This window comes from Verrucomicrobiia bacterium (genome assembly GCA_035577545.1).
Lineage (GTDB): Bacteria > Verrucomicrobiota > Verrucomicrobiia > Palsa-1439 > Palsa-1439 > Palsa-1439.
Window position 1 is genome coordinate 120,076 of record DATLVI010000034.1, and the last position, 16,341, is coordinate 136,416.

The 16,341-nt window shown below is 59.8% G+C and carries 14 protein-coding genes; 6 read left to right on the forward strand and 8 right to left on the reverse strand.

The annotated features are described in order from the left end of the window. Positions 1-170 precede the first annotated feature (170 nt). The gene (locus VNL17_12530; GenBank protein HXI84904.1) at positions 171-725 is read left to right on the forward strand and encodes a PEP-CTERM sorting domain-containing protein; all 555 of its coding nucleotides are present in this window, start codon (positions 171-173) and stop codon (positions 723-725) included. A gap of 141 nt (positions 726-866) precedes the next feature. After that, complete coding sequence (gene rimO, locus VNL17_12535) at positions 867-2,258, forward strand: 30S ribosomal protein S12 methylthiotransferase RimO (GenBank protein HXI84905.1); 1,392 nt, start codon at positions 867-869, stop codon at positions 2,256-2,258. Here rimO and VNL17_12540 read toward each other — a convergent pair. From VNL17_12540 to moaA, 4 genes are read right to left on the reverse strand one after another with little or no spacing between them, the layout of a single operon-like run. After that, positions 2,215-2,859 carry a glutathione S-transferase N-terminal domain-containing protein gene (locus VNL17_12540; GenBank protein HXI84906.1) on the reverse strand — a complete coding sequence of 215 codons (645 nt, stop codon included), beginning with the start codon at positions 2,857-2,859 and terminating at the stop codon, positions 2,215-2,217. The genes rimO and VNL17_12540 overlap by 44 nt on opposite strands. Then, positions 2,856-3,332: a MogA/MoaB family molybdenum cofactor biosynthesis protein gene (locus tag VNL17_12545; GenBank protein ID HXI84907.1), complete on the reverse strand. Its 477-nt coding sequence runs from the start codon at positions 3,330-3,332 to the stop codon at positions 2,856-2,858. Before VNL17_12545 ends, VNL17_12540 begins: the two co-directional genes overlap by 4 nt. After that, the gene (moaC, locus tag VNL17_12550; protein HXI84908.1) at positions 3,329-3,775 is read right to left on the reverse strand and encodes a cyclic pyranopterin monophosphate synthase MoaC; all 447 of its coding nucleotides are present in this window, start codon (positions 3,773-3,775) and stop codon (positions 3,329-3,331) included. The genes VNL17_12545 and moaC overlap by 4 nt, the downstream gene beginning before the upstream one ends. Beyond that, positions 3,772-4,770 (reverse strand): GTP 3',8-cyclase MoaA, encoded by a 999-nt coding sequence (gene moaA / locus VNL17_12555; protein ID HXI84909.1) that lies wholly within the window; start codon positions 4,768-4,770, stop codon positions 3,772-3,774. The genes moaC and moaA overlap by 4 nt, the downstream gene beginning before the upstream one ends. A 115-nt stretch (positions 4,771-4,885) precedes the next feature. Here moaA and VNL17_12560 point away from each other — a divergent pair, with 115 nt between their 5' ends. From VNL17_12560 to VNL17_12570, 3 genes are read left to right on the forward strand one after another with little or no spacing between them, the layout of a single operon-like run. After that, positions 4,886-5,959 (forward strand): aspartyl protease family protein, encoded by a 1,074-nt coding sequence (locus tag VNL17_12560; GenBank protein HXI84910.1) that lies wholly within the window; start codon positions 4,886-4,888, stop codon positions 5,957-5,959. A 35-nt stretch (positions 5,960-5,994) separates the two neighbouring features. After that, complete coding sequence (gene mnmA / locus VNL17_12565; GenBank protein HXI84911.1) at positions 5,995-7,065, forward strand: tRNA 2-thiouridine(34) synthase MnmA; 1,071 nt, start codon at positions 5,995-5,997, stop codon at positions 7,063-7,065. Further along, entirely contained in the window at positions 7,062-10,865 is a 3,804-nt protein-coding gene (locus tag VNL17_12570) for a LamG-like jellyroll fold domain-containing protein (GenBank protein HXI84912.1), read from the forward strand. Before mnmA ends, VNL17_12570 begins: the two co-directional genes overlap by 4 nt. A 7-nt stretch (positions 10,866-10,872) precedes the next feature. Here VNL17_12570 and VNL17_12575 read toward each other — a convergent pair whose 3' ends face one another. Then, positions 10,873-11,589 carry a LamG domain-containing protein gene (locus tag VNL17_12575; GenBank protein HXI84913.1) on the reverse strand — a complete coding sequence of 239 codons (717 nt, stop codon included), beginning with the start codon at positions 11,587-11,589 and terminating at the stop codon, positions 10,873-10,875. A gap of 145 nt (positions 11,590-11,734) precedes the next feature. Here VNL17_12575 and VNL17_12580 point away from each other — a divergent pair, with 145 nt between their 5' ends. Beyond that, positions 11,735-12,040 carry a panthothenate synthetase gene (locus VNL17_12580; protein HXI84914.1) on the forward strand — a complete coding sequence of 102 codons (306 nt, stop codon included), beginning with the start codon at positions 11,735-11,737 and terminating at the stop codon, positions 12,038-12,040. A gap of 11 nt (positions 12,041-12,051) precedes the next feature. Here the strand turns inward: VNL17_12580 and ada are convergent, their stop codons facing one another. The 3 genes from ada to VNL17_12595 all read right to left on the reverse strand — a co-directional run bounded on the left by ada (position 12,052) and on the right by VNL17_12595 (position 16,235). Then, positions 12,052-13,104, reverse strand: a complete 1,053-nt coding sequence (gene ada, locus VNL17_12585) for a bifunctional DNA-binding transcriptional regulator/O6-methylguanine-DNA methyltransferase Ada (protein HXI84915.1) — start codon at positions 13,102-13,104, stop codon at positions 12,052-12,054. Between the two features lie 81 nt (positions 13,105-13,185). After that, positions 13,186-15,057, reverse strand: a complete 1,872-nt coding sequence (locus VNL17_12590) for an alkaline phosphatase family protein (protein ID HXI84916.1) — start codon at positions 15,055-15,057, stop codon at positions 13,186-13,188. Positions 15,058-15,161: 104 nt separating this feature from the next. Beyond that, the gene (locus VNL17_12595; protein HXI84917.1) at positions 15,162-16,235 is read right to left on the reverse strand and encodes a hypothetical protein; all 1,074 of its coding nucleotides are present in this window, start codon (positions 16,233-16,235) and stop codon (positions 15,162-15,164) included. Positions 16,236-16,341 lie beyond the last annotated feature (106 nt).

Here is a 16,341-nt window from a genome sequence, read left to right on the forward strand (position 1 = left end):
GTTCAGGCGAGCGTGGTAAGGTCACGTGACGTAGCGAGTTGATTGGGGCGATTCTTCTTCCAGCGGTGTCGGTCGCTGCGCAAGCCTTTCTGAATCTTGCCTTTCAGGGTGAGATTGTTTCTTACCCTAAATTCAGTAATGCGCTATGCGCAGAAAGGACTTGGGGATCGATGAGAACACTGCTGAAGCTTTTGCTCCCCATTGGAGTATTCGTGATCGCGGTGACGGCCGCTTTCGGCCAGTTCAGTTTTGACGAGAATGGCAATGGATTTGGTCCAGGCGGTCCCATACCGGGCTTCATGGGCATTGACCCGCTGACGGGCCTGCCCGCCTTGGTTTACCCGCTGCCGTTCGCGCCCGCACCGGGGGATGTGTTGCTGACAGAATCTGGGGGTCAGAGCAACGTGGTGTCGGACATCTTCCGATTCTTCCAGAACAACCTCATCGTGTACTCGGAAAGGGAGCCAGGCGAGACGAATTTTGATCTGGCTGATGTGGCGGCGTTCCCTCCACTGCAGCCGAATGTGGCCGGCCCATTTGCCGAAGTTGGGCCTGAAGGGAACAATGGGTTCGTGTGGGCTCCCCCTCCGGGATCGGGTGCACCCGGCGATGTGGGCTTCCCTGTGCAGTACAACCTTGTCAGCGATGTTCCTGAGCCTACCAGCGTTACACTGGTTGGTTTGGGCTTGGTCGGATTTCTGACAATCATCCGTCGTCGCAAGTAGTCAATCCAATCGCGCCCATGGGCAGCCACCCGGCCGTATCGGCGGGTGGCTGCTTGTGCCGTCAATCTGGTTGATCCCACAAGGCCGCCGGACCGGTTTGTAATCGCGACCGGTAGCTGGTAGAATCCGGCCCCACAAACTATGCAGTCGTCCCAAACTATCAAGGTCGGGTTCGTCAGTCTCGGCTGCGCGAAAAATCTCGTGGATAGCGAGGTTATGCTCGGCTCGCTGTTGCGCGACGGGATGCAGGTGACACCGAACGCGCAGGAAGCGGACGTGGTGATTGTGAATACCTGCGGTTTTATCGAAGCGTCGAAAAAGGAATCCATCGACGCGATTCTGAAGGCGAACGAACTGCGCGAGACGGGCAACTGCAAGGCGCTCATCATGGCCGGTTGCCTGACACAGCGTTACCCGAGAGATTTGCAGAAGGAATTGCCGGAGGTTGATGCGATCGTCGGGCTCAACGAAGTCCCGCGCATCGGGCAAATCGTCCGCGAGATTCTCGCGAAGAATGGACATACCGCTCCGCAACTTTTCTGGTCCGGCCCGGCCAACTATGTTCCCGATTATGCGGCGCCGCGGTTTCGGCTCACGCCGAAACATCATGCCTACGTCAAGGTCGCCGAGGGTTGTAATCACCCGTGCACGTTTTGCAGCATCCCGCGGATTCGCGGAAAACATCGGAGCCGTGCGCTGAACGATGTCCTCGCGGAGATTCGCGCGCTCGTGTCCAACGGTGCGCGGGAGATCAATCTCATCTCGCAGGACACCACGTTTTACGGCAAGGACCTCGACCCGCAGGCGCCAGGGCCACGCGACGGAAAGAGTTTGCTCTGCGAATTGCTGCGGGAAATCCAACAGATCGACGGCGAGTTCTGGGTGCGGCTACTCTACACGCATCCATACCATTGGAACGACGAACTGATCGAGACCATCGCCGCTTGCGACAAAGTGTGTCGCTACGTCGACATGCCGCTGCAACATATCAATGACGAGATGTTGAAGCAGATGCGACGCGAGACGAGTGGACAGTATATTCGCGATCTCATCGCACGGATTCGCCGGGGCATCCCGGGCATTGCGTTACGCACGACATTCATTGTTGGATTTCCGGGTGAGGCTGAAAAGCAATTCGAAGAATTGCTACAGTTCATCGCCGAAGCGAAGTTCGAGCGGCTTGGCATGTTCCAGTATTCACAAGAGGACCATACGCCCGCCGGGACGATGGCCACGCAGTTGTCCGTCAAGGAGAAGAAGAGACGTTACCAGCGTGCGATGGCGCTGCAGCAGCAGGTGTCGCGTGAGGTGCAGGGCGCGTTTGTCGGCCAGACGATCAAGGTGCTTATCGAAGAGCGGACCGAAGGCGGCTGGGTTGGTCGTTCTCACGCCGACGCCCCTGAAATCGACGGCAGCGTGCAGGTCATGGGGCCGGCGCAAATCGGTGAGTTTGCGCGCGTGCGGATTACCGGCGCGAGCGAATACGATCTTACCGGTGAGACATTGCGCGGTGCCAGCGCCGCAGTTGCTTGAGCGGCGGCAGTTTCGTTTTCCCGCTGTAGAGATAGTTCTCCACAATCCCGTAGAGATCGTAATCCACAAACAGCGGACGTTCCGCGACGAGATACTCTGACGACGCCAGCATGTTGTCGATCGGCTTGAGAAGGTCTGCGAATTGATGGTTAAGATCTGCGCGGTCGCGCGCCCACTGCGCAACGCAACCCTTGCCGAACTTCCGCTCCTTGTGGCGAGTCAGCATGGTTCGTTCAACAAGGGGCAACGTGGGAATGACGTAACTATCATCCACTTTGAAACCGATGCCTTCCAGGTCGTTCTCAATGTAGCGCGCGAGGATCGCCTGGATGCCTTCCTTGTCGCGCGGGAACAAACCCAGCTTGTGCTTGCGGTCAACGTATCGCGCCACCTCTTGGCCAAAGTCGGTGAAATCCCCGACCGCTATCTTGCCGTCGGAAAGGCAGGGCACGGTGTAGGCGCGGCCTTTCGTCGCGCGAATAATGGCGTCACGCTGGTGTGAAGGTATGTTCTTGATCCGATGCGGAATCCGGTGGCGTTCCAAGATGCGTCGAATCGTGATGCAAAACGGCGACCACGGGAATTGAATGAGCGTGATCATGGGTGCTGGGTCCCTTCTCCAAGGAGTTCAATCGCATGGGGTATCGTGTCGGCGACGAATTCGAGACACTCCACCGCGCCCTTTGGGCTGCCGGGGAGGCAGATGACGAGGGACTTGCCGACGACTGCGGCCAGACTGCGCGACAGGATGGCGTGGGGGAAACGCTCGAAACTTTTTGCGCGCATCACCTCGCCGAAACCGGGCAACTCTTTCTCGGCGATTTCACGGATCGCCTCGGGCGTGACGTCGCGCTCCGCGATGCCGGTGCCGCCCGTGAGCAGGACCAACGAGCAAGCCTTTGTGAGTTCGAAGGTCTTGTCCCCGATCAGAGCCTCTTCATCCGGCACGACGGCTTGAGCGGTGATTGACCAACCGAGCTTTTCACAGAACTGCTTGACCGCGGGGCCGCTTTTGTCCTCGTACTGGCCGCGGAACGCGCGGTCACTTACCGTGATAATGCCGACGGTAATCATTTCTTCGTCTTGCTGACCAGTTTGATTTCGCCGATGACCATTTCTTTGTCCACGGCCTTGCACATGTCGTAGATGGTCAAGGCGGTGACGGCCGCCGCCGTGAGGGCTTCCATCTCGACGCCGGTTTGCGCGGCGATCTTCGCGGTGGCGGTGATCTCGATGCGATCGCGTTTTGCCTGTAGATCGACATCGATATGGGAGAGGTTCAACGGGTGGCAGAGCGGGATCAAATCACTCGTGCGCTTTGCCGCTTGGATACCGGCGAGTCGGGCGGTGGACAAGACATCGCCTTTGCCCATTTGATTGGCGAAGATCAACGCCAGGGTTTTACGCTGCAGAAGGATCGTCCCGCGCGCGACCGCTTCGCGCAGTTGGACCGGCTTGGCGGACACATCCACCATCCGCGCTTTGCCCTGCTGATCGACGTGGGTGAGTTTCTTCATCCGCCGATGGCGATCATTTTGCGGCCAGGAACGTAGTTGTTGCGGAACTCGTGCTCCTCGGGCTTGTTGCGGATCGTCTGCACGAACACCTCGCGCAGCTTGGCGTCGCTGGTGTCCATGGCGCGTAACACAGGCTTCAAATCGTATTCCAGATGCGCGCCGAGGCAGGGACGCAACTTTCCGTCGGCGGTGAGTCTGATCTTGTTGCACGTCTCGCAAAAATGGAGGTTGGTCATCGCGCCGATGAAACCCAGCCGTACCGGCTGGCCACGGCGGTTGAGCAAACCGCTGACTTCGTAGTACGCCGCCGGCCCGTTCCCTTTGACCTCACTCGGCGGCTCGGGCAGCGGAATGAGTTCGTAGCGCTGTTCGATCTGGCGGCGGACGTGGCCGACTGAGATGAAATTGTCGTCTGTGAGCACTTCCCCCGTGCTGATGGGCATCAATTCGATGAAACGCAACGTGACGGCCTTCTCGCGTGCGAAGTCGATGAGGTCGAACACCTCATCATCGTTCTTGCCCTTCATCAGCACCATGTTTAGCTTCACTTGCGGGAATCCTGCGTCGATAGCGGCGTCGATGCCCGCGAGCACATCGGCAAGCTGGCCGTTGCCGCTCAACTCGCGGTAGGTGTCGGCATCCAGCGAATCGAGGGAGATGTTGACCTTGGTGACCCCGTTCTCGCAAAGCTGGTGGGCGAGGGGAGCGAGCAACGTGGCATTGGTGCTCAGGCCGATGTCCGTGACGCCCGGCAATTTGTGCAACTCACCGATAAACTCCGCGACGTTCCTGCGCACCAGCGGTTCGCCGCCCGTGACGCGGAATTTCGTGACGCCGAGCGAGGTGGCCACACGAGCGACGCGCAGGATTTCCTCGTAAGTGAGGATTTGGCCCTTGGGCAGCCATTCGATGGTCACGTCGTGCGGCAGGCAGTAGGCGCACCGCTCGTTGCAGCGATCCGTCACGGAAATCCGCATGTAGGTTACGATATGCACGCCTGCCCTAACAATACGAGTTGCCCGCATCCGCCGCAAGCCCCGAAGAGGTTCGGGGCAAGCCGAGACGGGCAAGCGGATTGACTTTGCTTGGCGGGCTTATATCCTGCGCCTTATGCGGCGAGCATTCGTCTGGGCGGCGTTGGCAATGTTGGCGGCCAGTTGCGCCACGGATCGGTACGCTAAACTGGAGACGGCCACGCCCGCGCTTTCGTCCGTGCAAATTGCCGAGTTGCAGAAAGCCGCGAAGACACCCGAGGAACTCGGTATCCAAATGCAGGTCACCGAGCGTTCGGCCAATTTTGCCGGGGTCAATGTTGTTGAGGCGACCGAAAACGTAACCGTGCCGCTCTTGGAAGTTCCGACGGACAATCCGCGTGAAGCCGGGGGACTTTATCGTGCGCCGGTCATCCACGCGACCGTCAACGGCACGGCCTATGTGCGACTCCTTCTCGACAGCGGCAGCAACCGCAATCTTTTCGGCTATACGCTCGCGCACAGTCTTGGGATTCCGACCATCGCCGGACTGAAGCCGATGACGGGGTACGGAATCGGGGGCGCGGTGGACAACTACGGGGCGCTCGTACCGTCGATGCAGATCGGTTCCATCGGATTTCAGAAGACGGTGGCGATCATTGGCCCGGATGCGCAAGTGCTCGGCGCCACGCGCGGTTCGCAAGTGATGCTACTCGGCGTCAACGCACTGCGAAACCTGTCGTATCTCACCATCGACAACCTCCACGGCAACGTCATCTTCGGTGCACGCGAAGCCTATCTACCGGACGATACGCTGACGTTTCTGACGACAGCGCCGTTGCATTGGCTGAGCGAATTGCCCGCCGTGGACATCTCCATTGATGGACGCAATCCGGTCCCGTGCATTCTCGATACGGGTGGCGATTACGGGATGCTGGTGCCGCGCTTGCGCGCCATCGAGCTGGGTTATTGGAAACCGGGAAAGAAAGATCCGCTCTCGATTCCGGGCGGGGTCGGCGGAGCTTCGCTGGCCACGAGTTACGTAATCAAGCAGGCGAAAGTCGGCGACGCGACGTTCACACGCATTTCCGGACGCACCGTCCTGATCGGCCCGGAAGCTGGCGGCGGGCAGGTTTTCCTCGGGAATGCTGTCCTGCGCCGCTACCGGATCACGTTCGATTTCAAGCACAGCACCCTGTGGCTGGAGCGTTGAAATTTGAGGGTTTTGTCCTATACTTCCGCGTCCTAATGAACGCCAAGAAACCCAAAGTCTGTGTCGGCATGAGCGGAGGCGTGGACTCCAGTGTCGCGGCTTATCTTTTGAAGAAGGAAGGCTACGATGTCATCGGCCTGACCTTCCGCGGCTGGCCGCAGGATTGCCGGTCCGTCGAAGAGGACAAATGCTGCGGCCCGCAGGCCGTCACGGACGCCCGCATGGTCGCGCACTCGCTCGATATTCCGTATTACGTCGTCGATGAGATCGACACCTTTCGCAGCGAGGTCATGGATTACTTCGCCGCCGAATACAAACGCGGCCGCACGCCGAATCCGTGCGTCATCTGCAATGAGAAGGTCAAGTTCGGCTCGCTTTTGCGCAAAGCTCAGGCGCTCGGCGCCGAGGCCATCGCCACCGGCCATTACGCCCGGATCACCCGGGATGGCCGGTACGAACTCCGCCGCGCCCGCGACGACCGCAAGGACCAAACCTATTTTCTGTTTTCGCTCAACCAGGACCAGCTCGCCCGCGCCATGTTTCCCATCGGCGAGTTGACCAAGGAACAGACCCGCGCCGTCGCCAAAGAGATTGGCCTCAAGACGTACGGCAAAGAAGAGAGCCAGGAAGTTTGTTTTGTACCGGAAAATGATTACCGGAAATTTCTCCGCGAAAACGCGAATATGGTCGACACGAAGGGGGAAATCATGACCAGGGAAGGACGGGTCCTCGGCCACCACAGTGGCATTCACAATTTCACCATCGGCCAGCGCGAAGGTTTGAACCTGGGCGGTCAACCGCGTCCGCTTTATGTCATCGAACTCGACGTGGCGAGCAACCGCGTCATCGTCGGCTCCGCCGAAGAACTGCTGCGCAGCGAATTCGAAGTTAGCAACTGCGTCTGGCACGGCGGCGAACCGGCCGGGGCTTTAGAGATTACCGTCAAACCCCGGCATCAACATCCCGGTTGCAAGGCGACGGTCACGGCGACTGGTAAAGGTGCGGCGAAGGTATCTCTTGCCGAGGCTCAAAGAGCCATTACACCCGGTCAAGCGGCAGTTTTCTACCGGGGGGACCTTGTGGTTGGAGGAGGATGGATTTGTTGACCGCTTGCAACCGCTCTTTGCGGGTAGCGCTCCTGCTGGCTATTTCCGGTGTGTTTTGTCGTCCGGTAGCCGCGGACACCTCGGCTCTGCTGTTTTATGTTTCCGGCGAAAAGGGCACGACGGCGGACTTCTCCGCGGGCGGCACGCCTGAACCGAATTTCGATTCCGAGGTGACGCGCATCCCCGACGGCGCGAAGGGCGCGGCGCTCCGTTGTGGCGATCTGCAGCGGCTCGCCTGGTGGGCGCCGGGTAACATCTACGCTCAACGCGGGACGCTTTCGTTTTTTTGGCGCTCGCGGTATCCCGTCGGGCCGACGGAGTTCCCCATCTTCCGCGTCGGCTACGCCGAGCATTCGAGTTGGGACATGGTTTTTCTCCGCATCGACTACAACGGGCACGGCTTCGATGCGTTCGTGACCGACGCGAGCCTCGCGCGGACGCGCGTGTCGGTCACGGTCGATCCGTTTCCCAAACCGAATGAGTGGGTGCATCTCGCGCTCGCTTGGGATGAGACGCGTGGCATTCGCTTTTATGTGAACGGCAAACTCGCGGCGACGAAGGAAACGGCGGCGGTGTACAACGCCGCCCTCGACCAGTTCGGCCCGCACTCGCGCATTATCAGCCCGCACAACGTCCAGAGCGATTACAACTTCGTGCGCGGCGGCGATATCGACGAAATTCGCATTTACGACCGCATGCTCGATGATGTGGCCGTCGCCACGCTGGCGAAGGGCGACGCGCCGACGGACCTCAAGCCATTGCCAGCTCGCAAACTTGACGATACGCGCTGGCGTGATGAATGGTGGCAGCGCTACGGCTGGAACCGGGCCGGCGATCCACCCCCGTATTTAGCCGACGCGACGACATCAGTGCGTAAGGTGGAGATCCACGACGCGTATGATTTGAAGCGCTGGTGGTGGAAGGCATGCGATGGCATCGACGAGACGACCTGGCCCGGGGTTTACAACCGGTCGCGACTGCCGGGGCGCAACGACTATTTTCAATTGCCCGATTGGGATTGCTACGTCCAATCAGGAAAATCCATCACATTTGTTATGCCCGACGAGCCGTGGAATCATCTTGAGATTTCCGGCGCGGCGTGGGGTCGGATGGATTTATTGAAACCAAATGCCGCGAACGACGGCCCGGCGGAATCAACGCTGTTCGAGCGTCCTCAAGGGCAGGAAAAAACCGTTCACCATTTCCCGGCATCAAGGACGGGCGGCAAGATTCGTTTCACCAACGTCGAGCAGGAGGAACCGATTGGCGAACTCGTGGCTTACAATGTCACCGCAGGCGGCGAACCGGCGGGCAGCGCCAAGTTCGCGTACCGGCTTACGAGTGCAACACCTACCAACCACAGCCTTGATTCGCTTGTGACATTCATCAATGGCCGGTATGCGGCCGATGAACGGGCGACGATGGTTGCGCGGCCCATCGACGCCAACCCCGCCGCGCCCGTGGCGGGGCCTGTGAAGTCACTGCCACTCGTCCACATTCTGGTGCCTGACAACTGGGACGATATGGAGGATGGACTCGACGGCATTGCGATCGATCTGCCAGCGCTCAAGGTGAAACCGACGCACGGTAAGTTCTTCCCGCTCGATATTCAGGTCAAGGATCCGCTCTGGCCGTTGCGGAACATGTTCGACTTTACATTTAGCGTGAAGCCTGGCGAGGCGCGGACGCTCTGGCTGGATCTGCGCGACCGGATCCTGCCGCCCGGAAAAGGCCTGTATCTCACGATTGCCGGTGCGGGCGGCGATTTTGACACGGCGTCACTCGAAGGCGCGACGCTTCGTCTCGTGTTCAAGCCCCGGGCGGAGGCGCGCGTCGAGCACGAGCTTGATCGCTTCACGCAAGTGAGAGACTGTTATGCGATGCTCGTGGAGGAGCATCCGCACAGCTCGAAGTATAATCTCTGGAACCGGTTTGAGACCGACCTCACCGATTTACTACGTGTGAACCCCGATCACTCTCTTGGCCGTAAATACGCGGCGGCGGAATTGGGCCAGCCGGTTCCCCCGATCCACCTTCCCATGCCGCCGGCGGACGTCCCGCTGTGGGCCATTCGCCAGGTCGAACTGCTTGGGCGCGTGAAAAAGTTTGTCCTCTGGTATATCGATAATCGGCAGGTCGAGTACGGCGATTTTGGCGGGGGTATCTCCGATGACGTTGACCTGCTCAACACGTGGCCGGGTGTCGCTTTGATGGGTTGCGAGCCGGAGAAGATCCGGAAATCGCTGCATGCGCTGCTCGAAGCGGCCTTCAACAACGGCATGTTCACCGCCGGCCTTCCGACGATTCAAGCCGACGAATTGCACAGTAACGAGGAAGGCATCGGCTGCCTCAACGCGAACATGATCCTCGAATACGGTAGTCCGCGCCAATTCGAGCGCGCGATGGTCACCCAACTCGGCGTTGCGGACCTGACCGGGATCAACGCCGCGGGTCATCGACACTTCCGTACGTCCTATTTTAATGGCAAGAAGATGGCGACTGACGACCCGTGGGGATACGCGAAGGCGTATTCCTACCTAGTGCTGGCGCCCGGCCAGATGCTTGTCGATTTCAACGGCAATCCCACGGCGAAAAAAATCGACCTCGAACTTGCGGACGGCCTGCTGGCGCACCGCCGCCGGGATGCCGACGGTCATTACGTTATACCCAGCGCGATCCATTTCGTGGACGACAGGGACAGCGTCGCGACGCGCGCCTATTTTCCGTGGCCGGTTTTCTGGAGCGCGTGGAAGTGGACGGGCGACCGCAAGTATCTGGACCCGATTTTCGACGGCGGCACCACATCGCTGATGCAGCTCAACGCCAACGCCCTCGACATGCTCAGTATTCGTGACACATGGGGACCGCGCATCGAGTCGGGCGAAACCGGCCGTGCCAGTGAGACGCGCACGAACGACAATCGTGGTTCGGCGCGTTCCACCAGCTACCGCAGTTCAAACGTGGAGCATTTCGAGTGGCAATTGACCGGGGACAAGTCGCATCTCATAAAACTCTACACCGCGCAGATCGAGGAATGCGACCGCCTCGAGTACATCAACACCGAGGGCAGCCTGTGGATCGACCGTGTCGGTGTGCCCTACGCTGACCTGCAGCGCGCGCGACTCGGGGGCGTCGCGCTGGTGCGCAACCATGAGTTTCCCGGGCATGCCGTCAGCTGGAAATTTGCCGCACCGGCCAACGAGGAGAGCGTCGCGATCCTGGTCCCCAATGCCACGCCCACGGGTTTCTTGGTCATCGCTTACAACGTCGAGACCAGGCCCGTGCGCGCGACCATGACCGGATGGAATATCGATCCCGGGTTGTGGGAAATCACGCAGGGTATCGACACCCATGGCAACGATGTTGCCGACCAGTCGGTCACGACCTGGACGAACACCTTCGAGCGCACGAGCAACCTTGAATTCACCTTCGCGCCCCGCGCGACCACGGTACTCTCGCTCAAACTCAAGACGCCCGGCAAACCCTATTGGGAGCGCCCCGACCTCGGTCTGGATCGGGAAGACGTTCAGGTGAAGGGACGGGAAGTGCGGGTGCGGATTCACAGTCTCGGATCGGTCCCGTCACCCGAGACGACGGTGGCCTTTCGCGACCGTACCGGCAAGATTATCGCCGCGGCGAAAGTGGGCCCGCTACCAGCGCCTGTTGATCTGTATCCGAAGACGACGGATGTGGTTCTTGCATTGCCGGAGGGCGCGGAGGTGACCGGCGGCACGGTGGAAATTGATCCTGACCACCGGATTGAGGAGATCACCCGACTGAACAATGTTGTGAAGTTGTGACGGCGGTCTATTTCTCCGATATGCGCCGTAGATCGGCTGGTTTCAGCGGCAGGGGACTGAAGCGGACTTCCTTGAGAGTACCCTTGAACCAATAGACCCGATTGAGCCGCACACCGAGCGACATCCGTCCGTCGGCCATCGGCGCGAAATTGACCGGGCCCTCCAGTTCCTTCACGCCGTTGACATAGTCCGACATTGTTTTCCCGTCGTACACCAGCGCGACCCAGGTCCATCTTCCCGTGGGATGCCGCCGGGTGCGGTCGAGCAACGGGCGACCGCTCTCACCGGAGAGCATGAATGTGTCCAAACTCCAAGACAGGCTGCTGATAAGCCGGGTTTCGATCATGACCCGGCTGTCACGGTCATCCTGGATATGCACGAAGCGCTGCGCGGGCAAGCCGTCGGCATCGGGTCGGAAAAGAATTTCAATGGTGAATTTCGACAAGCCCCGGAGCGGATTGACCGGGAGGATAAGACCGTCGCTCTTGCCGTTGAACAGCAATGCCGGTCCGCCCGTGGCCGCACTCGCGATCCGCGGCGCGCCGAGTACGCGCGGCCGGTGTCCGCCGATCAATTTAACATTGTCGAGCGTCCACACGGTGGGCGGTAGGGTGTTTGGCGTGAAGTTCTCGTCGGCCCGCACCGCGGAGGTCACGCTGACAAAGACCAGCATCACAAGCATCCGGCAGAGGCCCTGGGCCTTCGATGATGTTGGCAGTTTCATATTTGGTTCCCGTCGCGCCCGATGATAAGCACCGCCGACCTTCGGAGTCGAGGTTGGAATGCGCCATCATCCATCTCTCTTGACGAGGCCCGTAACCGGCGTAAACTGCGCGGAGGTCGTCCAACAAAACCCACGGGAGATTGTCATGAGAATGCTTTTGGATATCACAATTCCGCACGAACCATTCAATTCGCTCGTCCGCGAAGGCGTAACCGGCAAGAAGCTTGGCGAAATTTTGGAGGCGCTCAAACCCGAGGCGATTTATTTTACCGAACAGGATGGCAAACGCGGCGCCATCGCCGTCGTCGATCTGGCTGACCCCTCAAAAATTCCTGCGCTGGCCGAGCCATGGTTCCTAACCTTCAACGCCGATGTCAAACTCCGCATCGCGATGACGCCCGACGACCTGAAAAAAGCCGGTCTCGATGCGCTCGGTAAAAAGTGGGCATAGGGATCATCTTTTCAGACTCGCTCTGAGGATTCTTTCGCAAGCAACCGGCGTTTACGTTTGAGGCCCCAGCGGTAGCCTGCGAGTGCGCCATTTTCGCGGACGACGCGGTGGCAGGGGATCAACACGGCGGCGGGGTTGGTGGCGCAGGCGTGGGCGACGGCGCGGACGGCTTTGGGGCGACCGACGGCTCTCGCGATTTGTGTGTAGGAACGGGTTTGGCCGTAGGGGATTGACCGCAATGCGGTCCAGACGCGCGATTGAAAGGCGGTCGCCCGAACGTCGAACGGGAGATCCAACCGGGGTTGGTAACCGTTGAGGTGGCGGACGATCGAACGCGTCCAGACTTTAAGGTTTGCTCCACCAGTCACCATATCGGCGGCGGGGAATTCCTGACGGAGCGCACGCTCAAGAGAAGTTTTGTTGTCGCCGAAGCTGACCATACAAATCCTCTTGTCTGTGGCTGCGACGAGCATATTACCCAAAGCGCATTTGGTGATGAGGTAATGGATGCGGGTTTGTTCTCCGCCATTACGGTAACGGGTGGGCGTCATTCCAAGGCGACTCGCGGTGCGTTCGTAGGCGCGGCTGCTGGAGCCGTAGCCAGCGGCGTACACGGCATTTGTGGCGGACGGTCCCTGTTTGAGTTCATGCTTGAACCTGCGAAAGCGGTAAGCATCGGCGTAGGCGCGGGGCGAGACACCGAGGGTGCGTTTGAAAATTCGTTGGAGATGAAATGGGCTCATGCGTACTTTCTCGCCCAGCGCGGCCAGGCTGAGCGGTCCTTCGAGGTTGGTTTCAATTAATTGACAAACACGCTTCACCATCGTGGCGTGCGCGGGAGTTTCGCGCGGATGGCAGCGGCGACAGGCGCGGAAGCCATTTTGTTCGGCGGCATCGCATGTGGGAAAGAAGACGACCTTGTCCCGCGCGGGCCGGCGGGCGGGACAGGACGGGCGGCAATAAATGCCGGTGGAACGCACCGCAAAGACAAACTGGCCGTCGGCATCTACATCGCGCTGTTGTACGGCCTGCCAGCGCTGGTCATCGAGTTCGACTGTTTTCATCTGCCGACACGATACGCCGGAATGCCAAAGGCGACTATCCGCTTCTTGCGGTCAAAGTTGGAGCGCGTACAGCCGTAGCCCTTACGGCACCAGTCGCACGCGGTAGTAGCGGGCGGGGAAGTTGGTGGCGGCACCGAGGTCGAGGTAGTTCGTCACCGTGCCGAGGGTGTTGGTGACGATGAAGAGGTCGGTAAAGTCGTTTGTCTCGTAGCTTCCGTCTGTCGTTCCCGCGGTGCTCTGCAGGGCGTTGGTCGTGCCGGAGCCGGGCATCCATGCGACCCGCATGTCGGCGCCTTCCGGGTGAATATCGGTGATGCGGAACGGGGACGAACTCACGTCCGTAGGGTCGGTGCCCGCTTGGTACTCCTGCAGATTGGTGAACCCGTCGTGGTCGGTGTCATCGTTGGCGTCAGCCCCGTTGAACGGGTTTAACCCGTGCGACTGCTCGAAGCCATTGGGCATTCCGTCGCCGTCCTGGTCCTTCGTCGGGTCGAGGAGCGGCTGGACGGACTGCTCGACGGTGTTGGATTCGCTGTTCCCGCACGCGTCGCTGGCACGGCAGACAAAATAATACGTGATCGGATTCGTGCTACCGGGATCGAGCGGCGCGATGAATACCGGCGGCGCGCTGGCCTGCGCGACCGGCGACGCAAAGTTCTCTCCGCCCGGGGACGTTGCTTGGAACACGCGGTAGGTCATTGGCCCGGTGCCGGCGGCGGGGGCCCACGCCAGCGTCGCGCTTTCGACGCCGGCTGTCACGCCGGTCACGCCACCGAAGGACGGCGGGACGGTGTAGGTGAAGCCGTTGAGGACCGTCGCGGTTTGCGTGTCGGGATTGGTGACGACGACATTCTTTGCGCCGGCCGTTCCCGCCGGGGTCGTGGCCGTGAGTGTGTTGGCCGTGACGAACACCACATTACTGGCGAGGATGCCGCCGACGGTCACGAGAGCGCCGCTGACGAAATTGCTCCCGCTGATGGTGATTGCCGTGCCGCCGGACAGGCCCCCGCAGGCGGGTGTGACGTTGGTGATGCCGGGGAAGGGATTGAACAGGTCGCTGAGGTCGGTGGCATTGGTAGCGTCGCGCATGAAGGGGATGACGTTGAAGATCTCCTGCATCGTTCGGAGTGTCGAACTGTGCGTGTAGTGGACGGTATTGGAGTAGCCGCCGCCCCGGGCAAGGCGAGAGAGAACGATCATGCCAATCGGGCCATCGCTGCTGCTGGCCCCCTCATCCCAGACGATGAAGATCGCGCCGCCATTGCTATAGGCCTGGGAGTTGAGGATCTTCGGAACGTTGTTCGATAGCCAGGTGTCGCCATTCTTGATCGCCACGGCGGCGGTGCTGCCGTCGTGCATGTCGTTGGTCAGGTTCGGGGTGATAAAGTTGTAGCGCGTGACGGTGTTGTTCTGGAGATCGGTCGGCAACTCGGTGTAGGGGCGCACATTGGCGATGCAGTAGGCCGAGCTGGAGGTATTAGTGTTCGTGACGTCATCGAAATAGACCATCGGATTGTGTTTCGGCGCGTACTTGTTTACCGCCGTGAGAGGACAAACGGTGCCCGAGATGTCCTCCTGATACGACGTCCACGAGATGCCGGCATTATTGAGGAGCGTTACGAGATGATTCGTGGTGCTTTGGTGGTTCAAGCTCGGATCGTTATCGTTGGTGATGCCCAAGTTCGAGCCCGCTTCGAGCCAAATGTAGTTCGGTAAACTCGGGTGAAGGCCGGGAGGGGTATAATACTGCTCCGCATGAGAGGCCATCGGCAGGAGAGTGTTGTTGATGTACGGAGCCGACGAACTCCCCTTGATGTTGGACCAATTGCGGTTCTCCATCAGAATGATGAAGACCGTCTGGACATCCTGCATGGACGCCTCGGCGCGCAAAGCCGAGAGGGTCAAGGGAGCGACCACCAGCAGCGTCAGCCAGTATTTTCGGAACAAATCCAAGTATTACTCTTTAGTCTCCAGCTTACGCTGTCTGTGCATATTGCAGTCGACGAGGTGGTGTGAAGAATGAATCACAGACCTACAAAAGTCAAGAAAACTACGTCCTACGGCACCAGGCGCACGCGGTAGTAGCGGGAAGGTGGATTGGTGGCGCCGCCGCTGTCGAGGAAGTTGGTGGTGATCGTGCTCGGGCTGCCGGGCAGGATGATCTGCGGGCTGAGGTCCGTGAAGTTGTCTGTGTAGCTGCCATCGACGGCTCCGCTGGTAACTTGTACCACGTTGGTCATGGCGGGCCCGCACGTCCACGTCACACGGATGTCGTCACCCTGCCGGGCAATCGCGGTAATGTTGAAGGGCGCGGGGGAAGGGGCCGGAGGTTGAACGGCGATCCCCTCCAAGCCGGACACCGTCTGGCCGATGACGGTCACGGTACCGTTGGTGATGTTGATGGTAGCGAGATAATTCGTGGTACCCGCACCTCCACTGCCGAAGCCATTGATGATGGAGGCCCACAACACACCCGTCGTGTTATCGAAGTCCATCGCGTTGGCGCGCGGGTCACCGTTCGGATTGAGACTTCCATAGTTCATGTTGGTGACGATGGTGAGCGCGCCGGTGGTCTGGTTGACCATGTGCAGGTGCTGACTATCCACATGATATAGCGTATCATCGGGGGAAAACGCGAGTCCATTGCCATCGGCAAATGTGCCAGTATAACCAACCTCCGTTGCCAAACCGGTAATTTTGTTGATCGTGTAGATATGCCCACCCTGGTAGCTGTAGAGCACGCCGTCGGCGTTCCGAAAGGAAATGTCGGCAACGCCGGTATTGGAAGGAGTGCCCAGCCCGCCAACCTGCGTGCCAGCACCGGTCGTGAGATCGATCTTGAGGAGCACGACGTTGGTTTGACCGAGAGGGGTGCCGGCTCCGTACAAGGTCCCGGACGAATCGAAATCAATCGCCCCGACGTGGCTGAATCCGATCGACCCGATGAGTGTCGCCGCGCCCGTGGAGCAATCGACGCGGTAAAGACTGGAAGTGCTCGTGGGTCCCAGGATGGTTGAGCCGAATAATACCGGGCCTGCTTGCGCGTGGTGGATTGCGCCCAGAAACAGACATAGCGTCGCCACGCGTAAAAAGAAGATTCTACTGCCGCATTGATGAGTGGTGTCGTTCACGCAACAACCCTGTGAGCCAAGAATTATAATGGATTGTGGCAGATTAGGCTGGCAGAGTCAATCTCGTTGTGCACACGACGGGACGTCGCAGTGGGTGGTCACCAAA

Bases quoted from the DNA above. Each gene is read 5' to 3' on its own strand.
- VNL17_12530 (HXI84904.1), top strand. From the start codon at position 171: ATGAGAACACTGCTGAAGCTTTTGCTCCCCATTGGAGTATTCGTGATC.
- rimO (HXI84905.1), top strand. From the start codon at position 867: ATGCAGTCGTCCCAAACTATCAAGGTCGGGTTCGTCAGTCTCGGCTGC.
- VNL17_12540 (HXI84906.1), bottom strand. From the start codon at position 2,859: ATGATCACGCTCATTCAATTCCCGTGGTCGCCGTTTTGCATCACGATT.
- VNL17_12545 (HXI84907.1), bottom strand. From the start codon at position 3,332: ATGATTACCGTCGGCATTATCACGGTAAGTGACCGCGCGTTCCGCGGC.
- moaC (HXI84908.1), bottom strand. From the start codon at position 3,775: ATGAAGAAACTCACCCACGTCGATCAGCAGGGCAAAGCGCGGATGGTG.
- VNL17_12560 (HXI84910.1), top strand. From the start codon at position 4,886: ATGCGGCGAGCATTCGTCTGGGCGGCGTTGGCAATGTTGGCGGCCAGT.
- mnmA (HXI84911.1), top strand. From the start codon at position 5,995: ATGAACGCCAAGAAACCCAAAGTCTGTGTCGGCATGAGCGGAGGCGTG.
- VNL17_12575 (HXI84913.1), bottom strand. From the start codon at position 11,589: ATGAAACTGCCAACATCATCGAAGGCCCAGGGCCTCTGCCGGATGCTT.
- VNL17_12580 (HXI84914.1), top strand. From the start codon at position 11,735: ATGAGAATGCTTTTGGATATCACAATTCCGCACGAACCATTCAATTCG.
- ada (HXI84915.1), bottom strand. From the start codon at position 13,104: ATGAAAACAGTCGAACTCGATGACCAGCGCTGGCAGGCCGTACAACAG.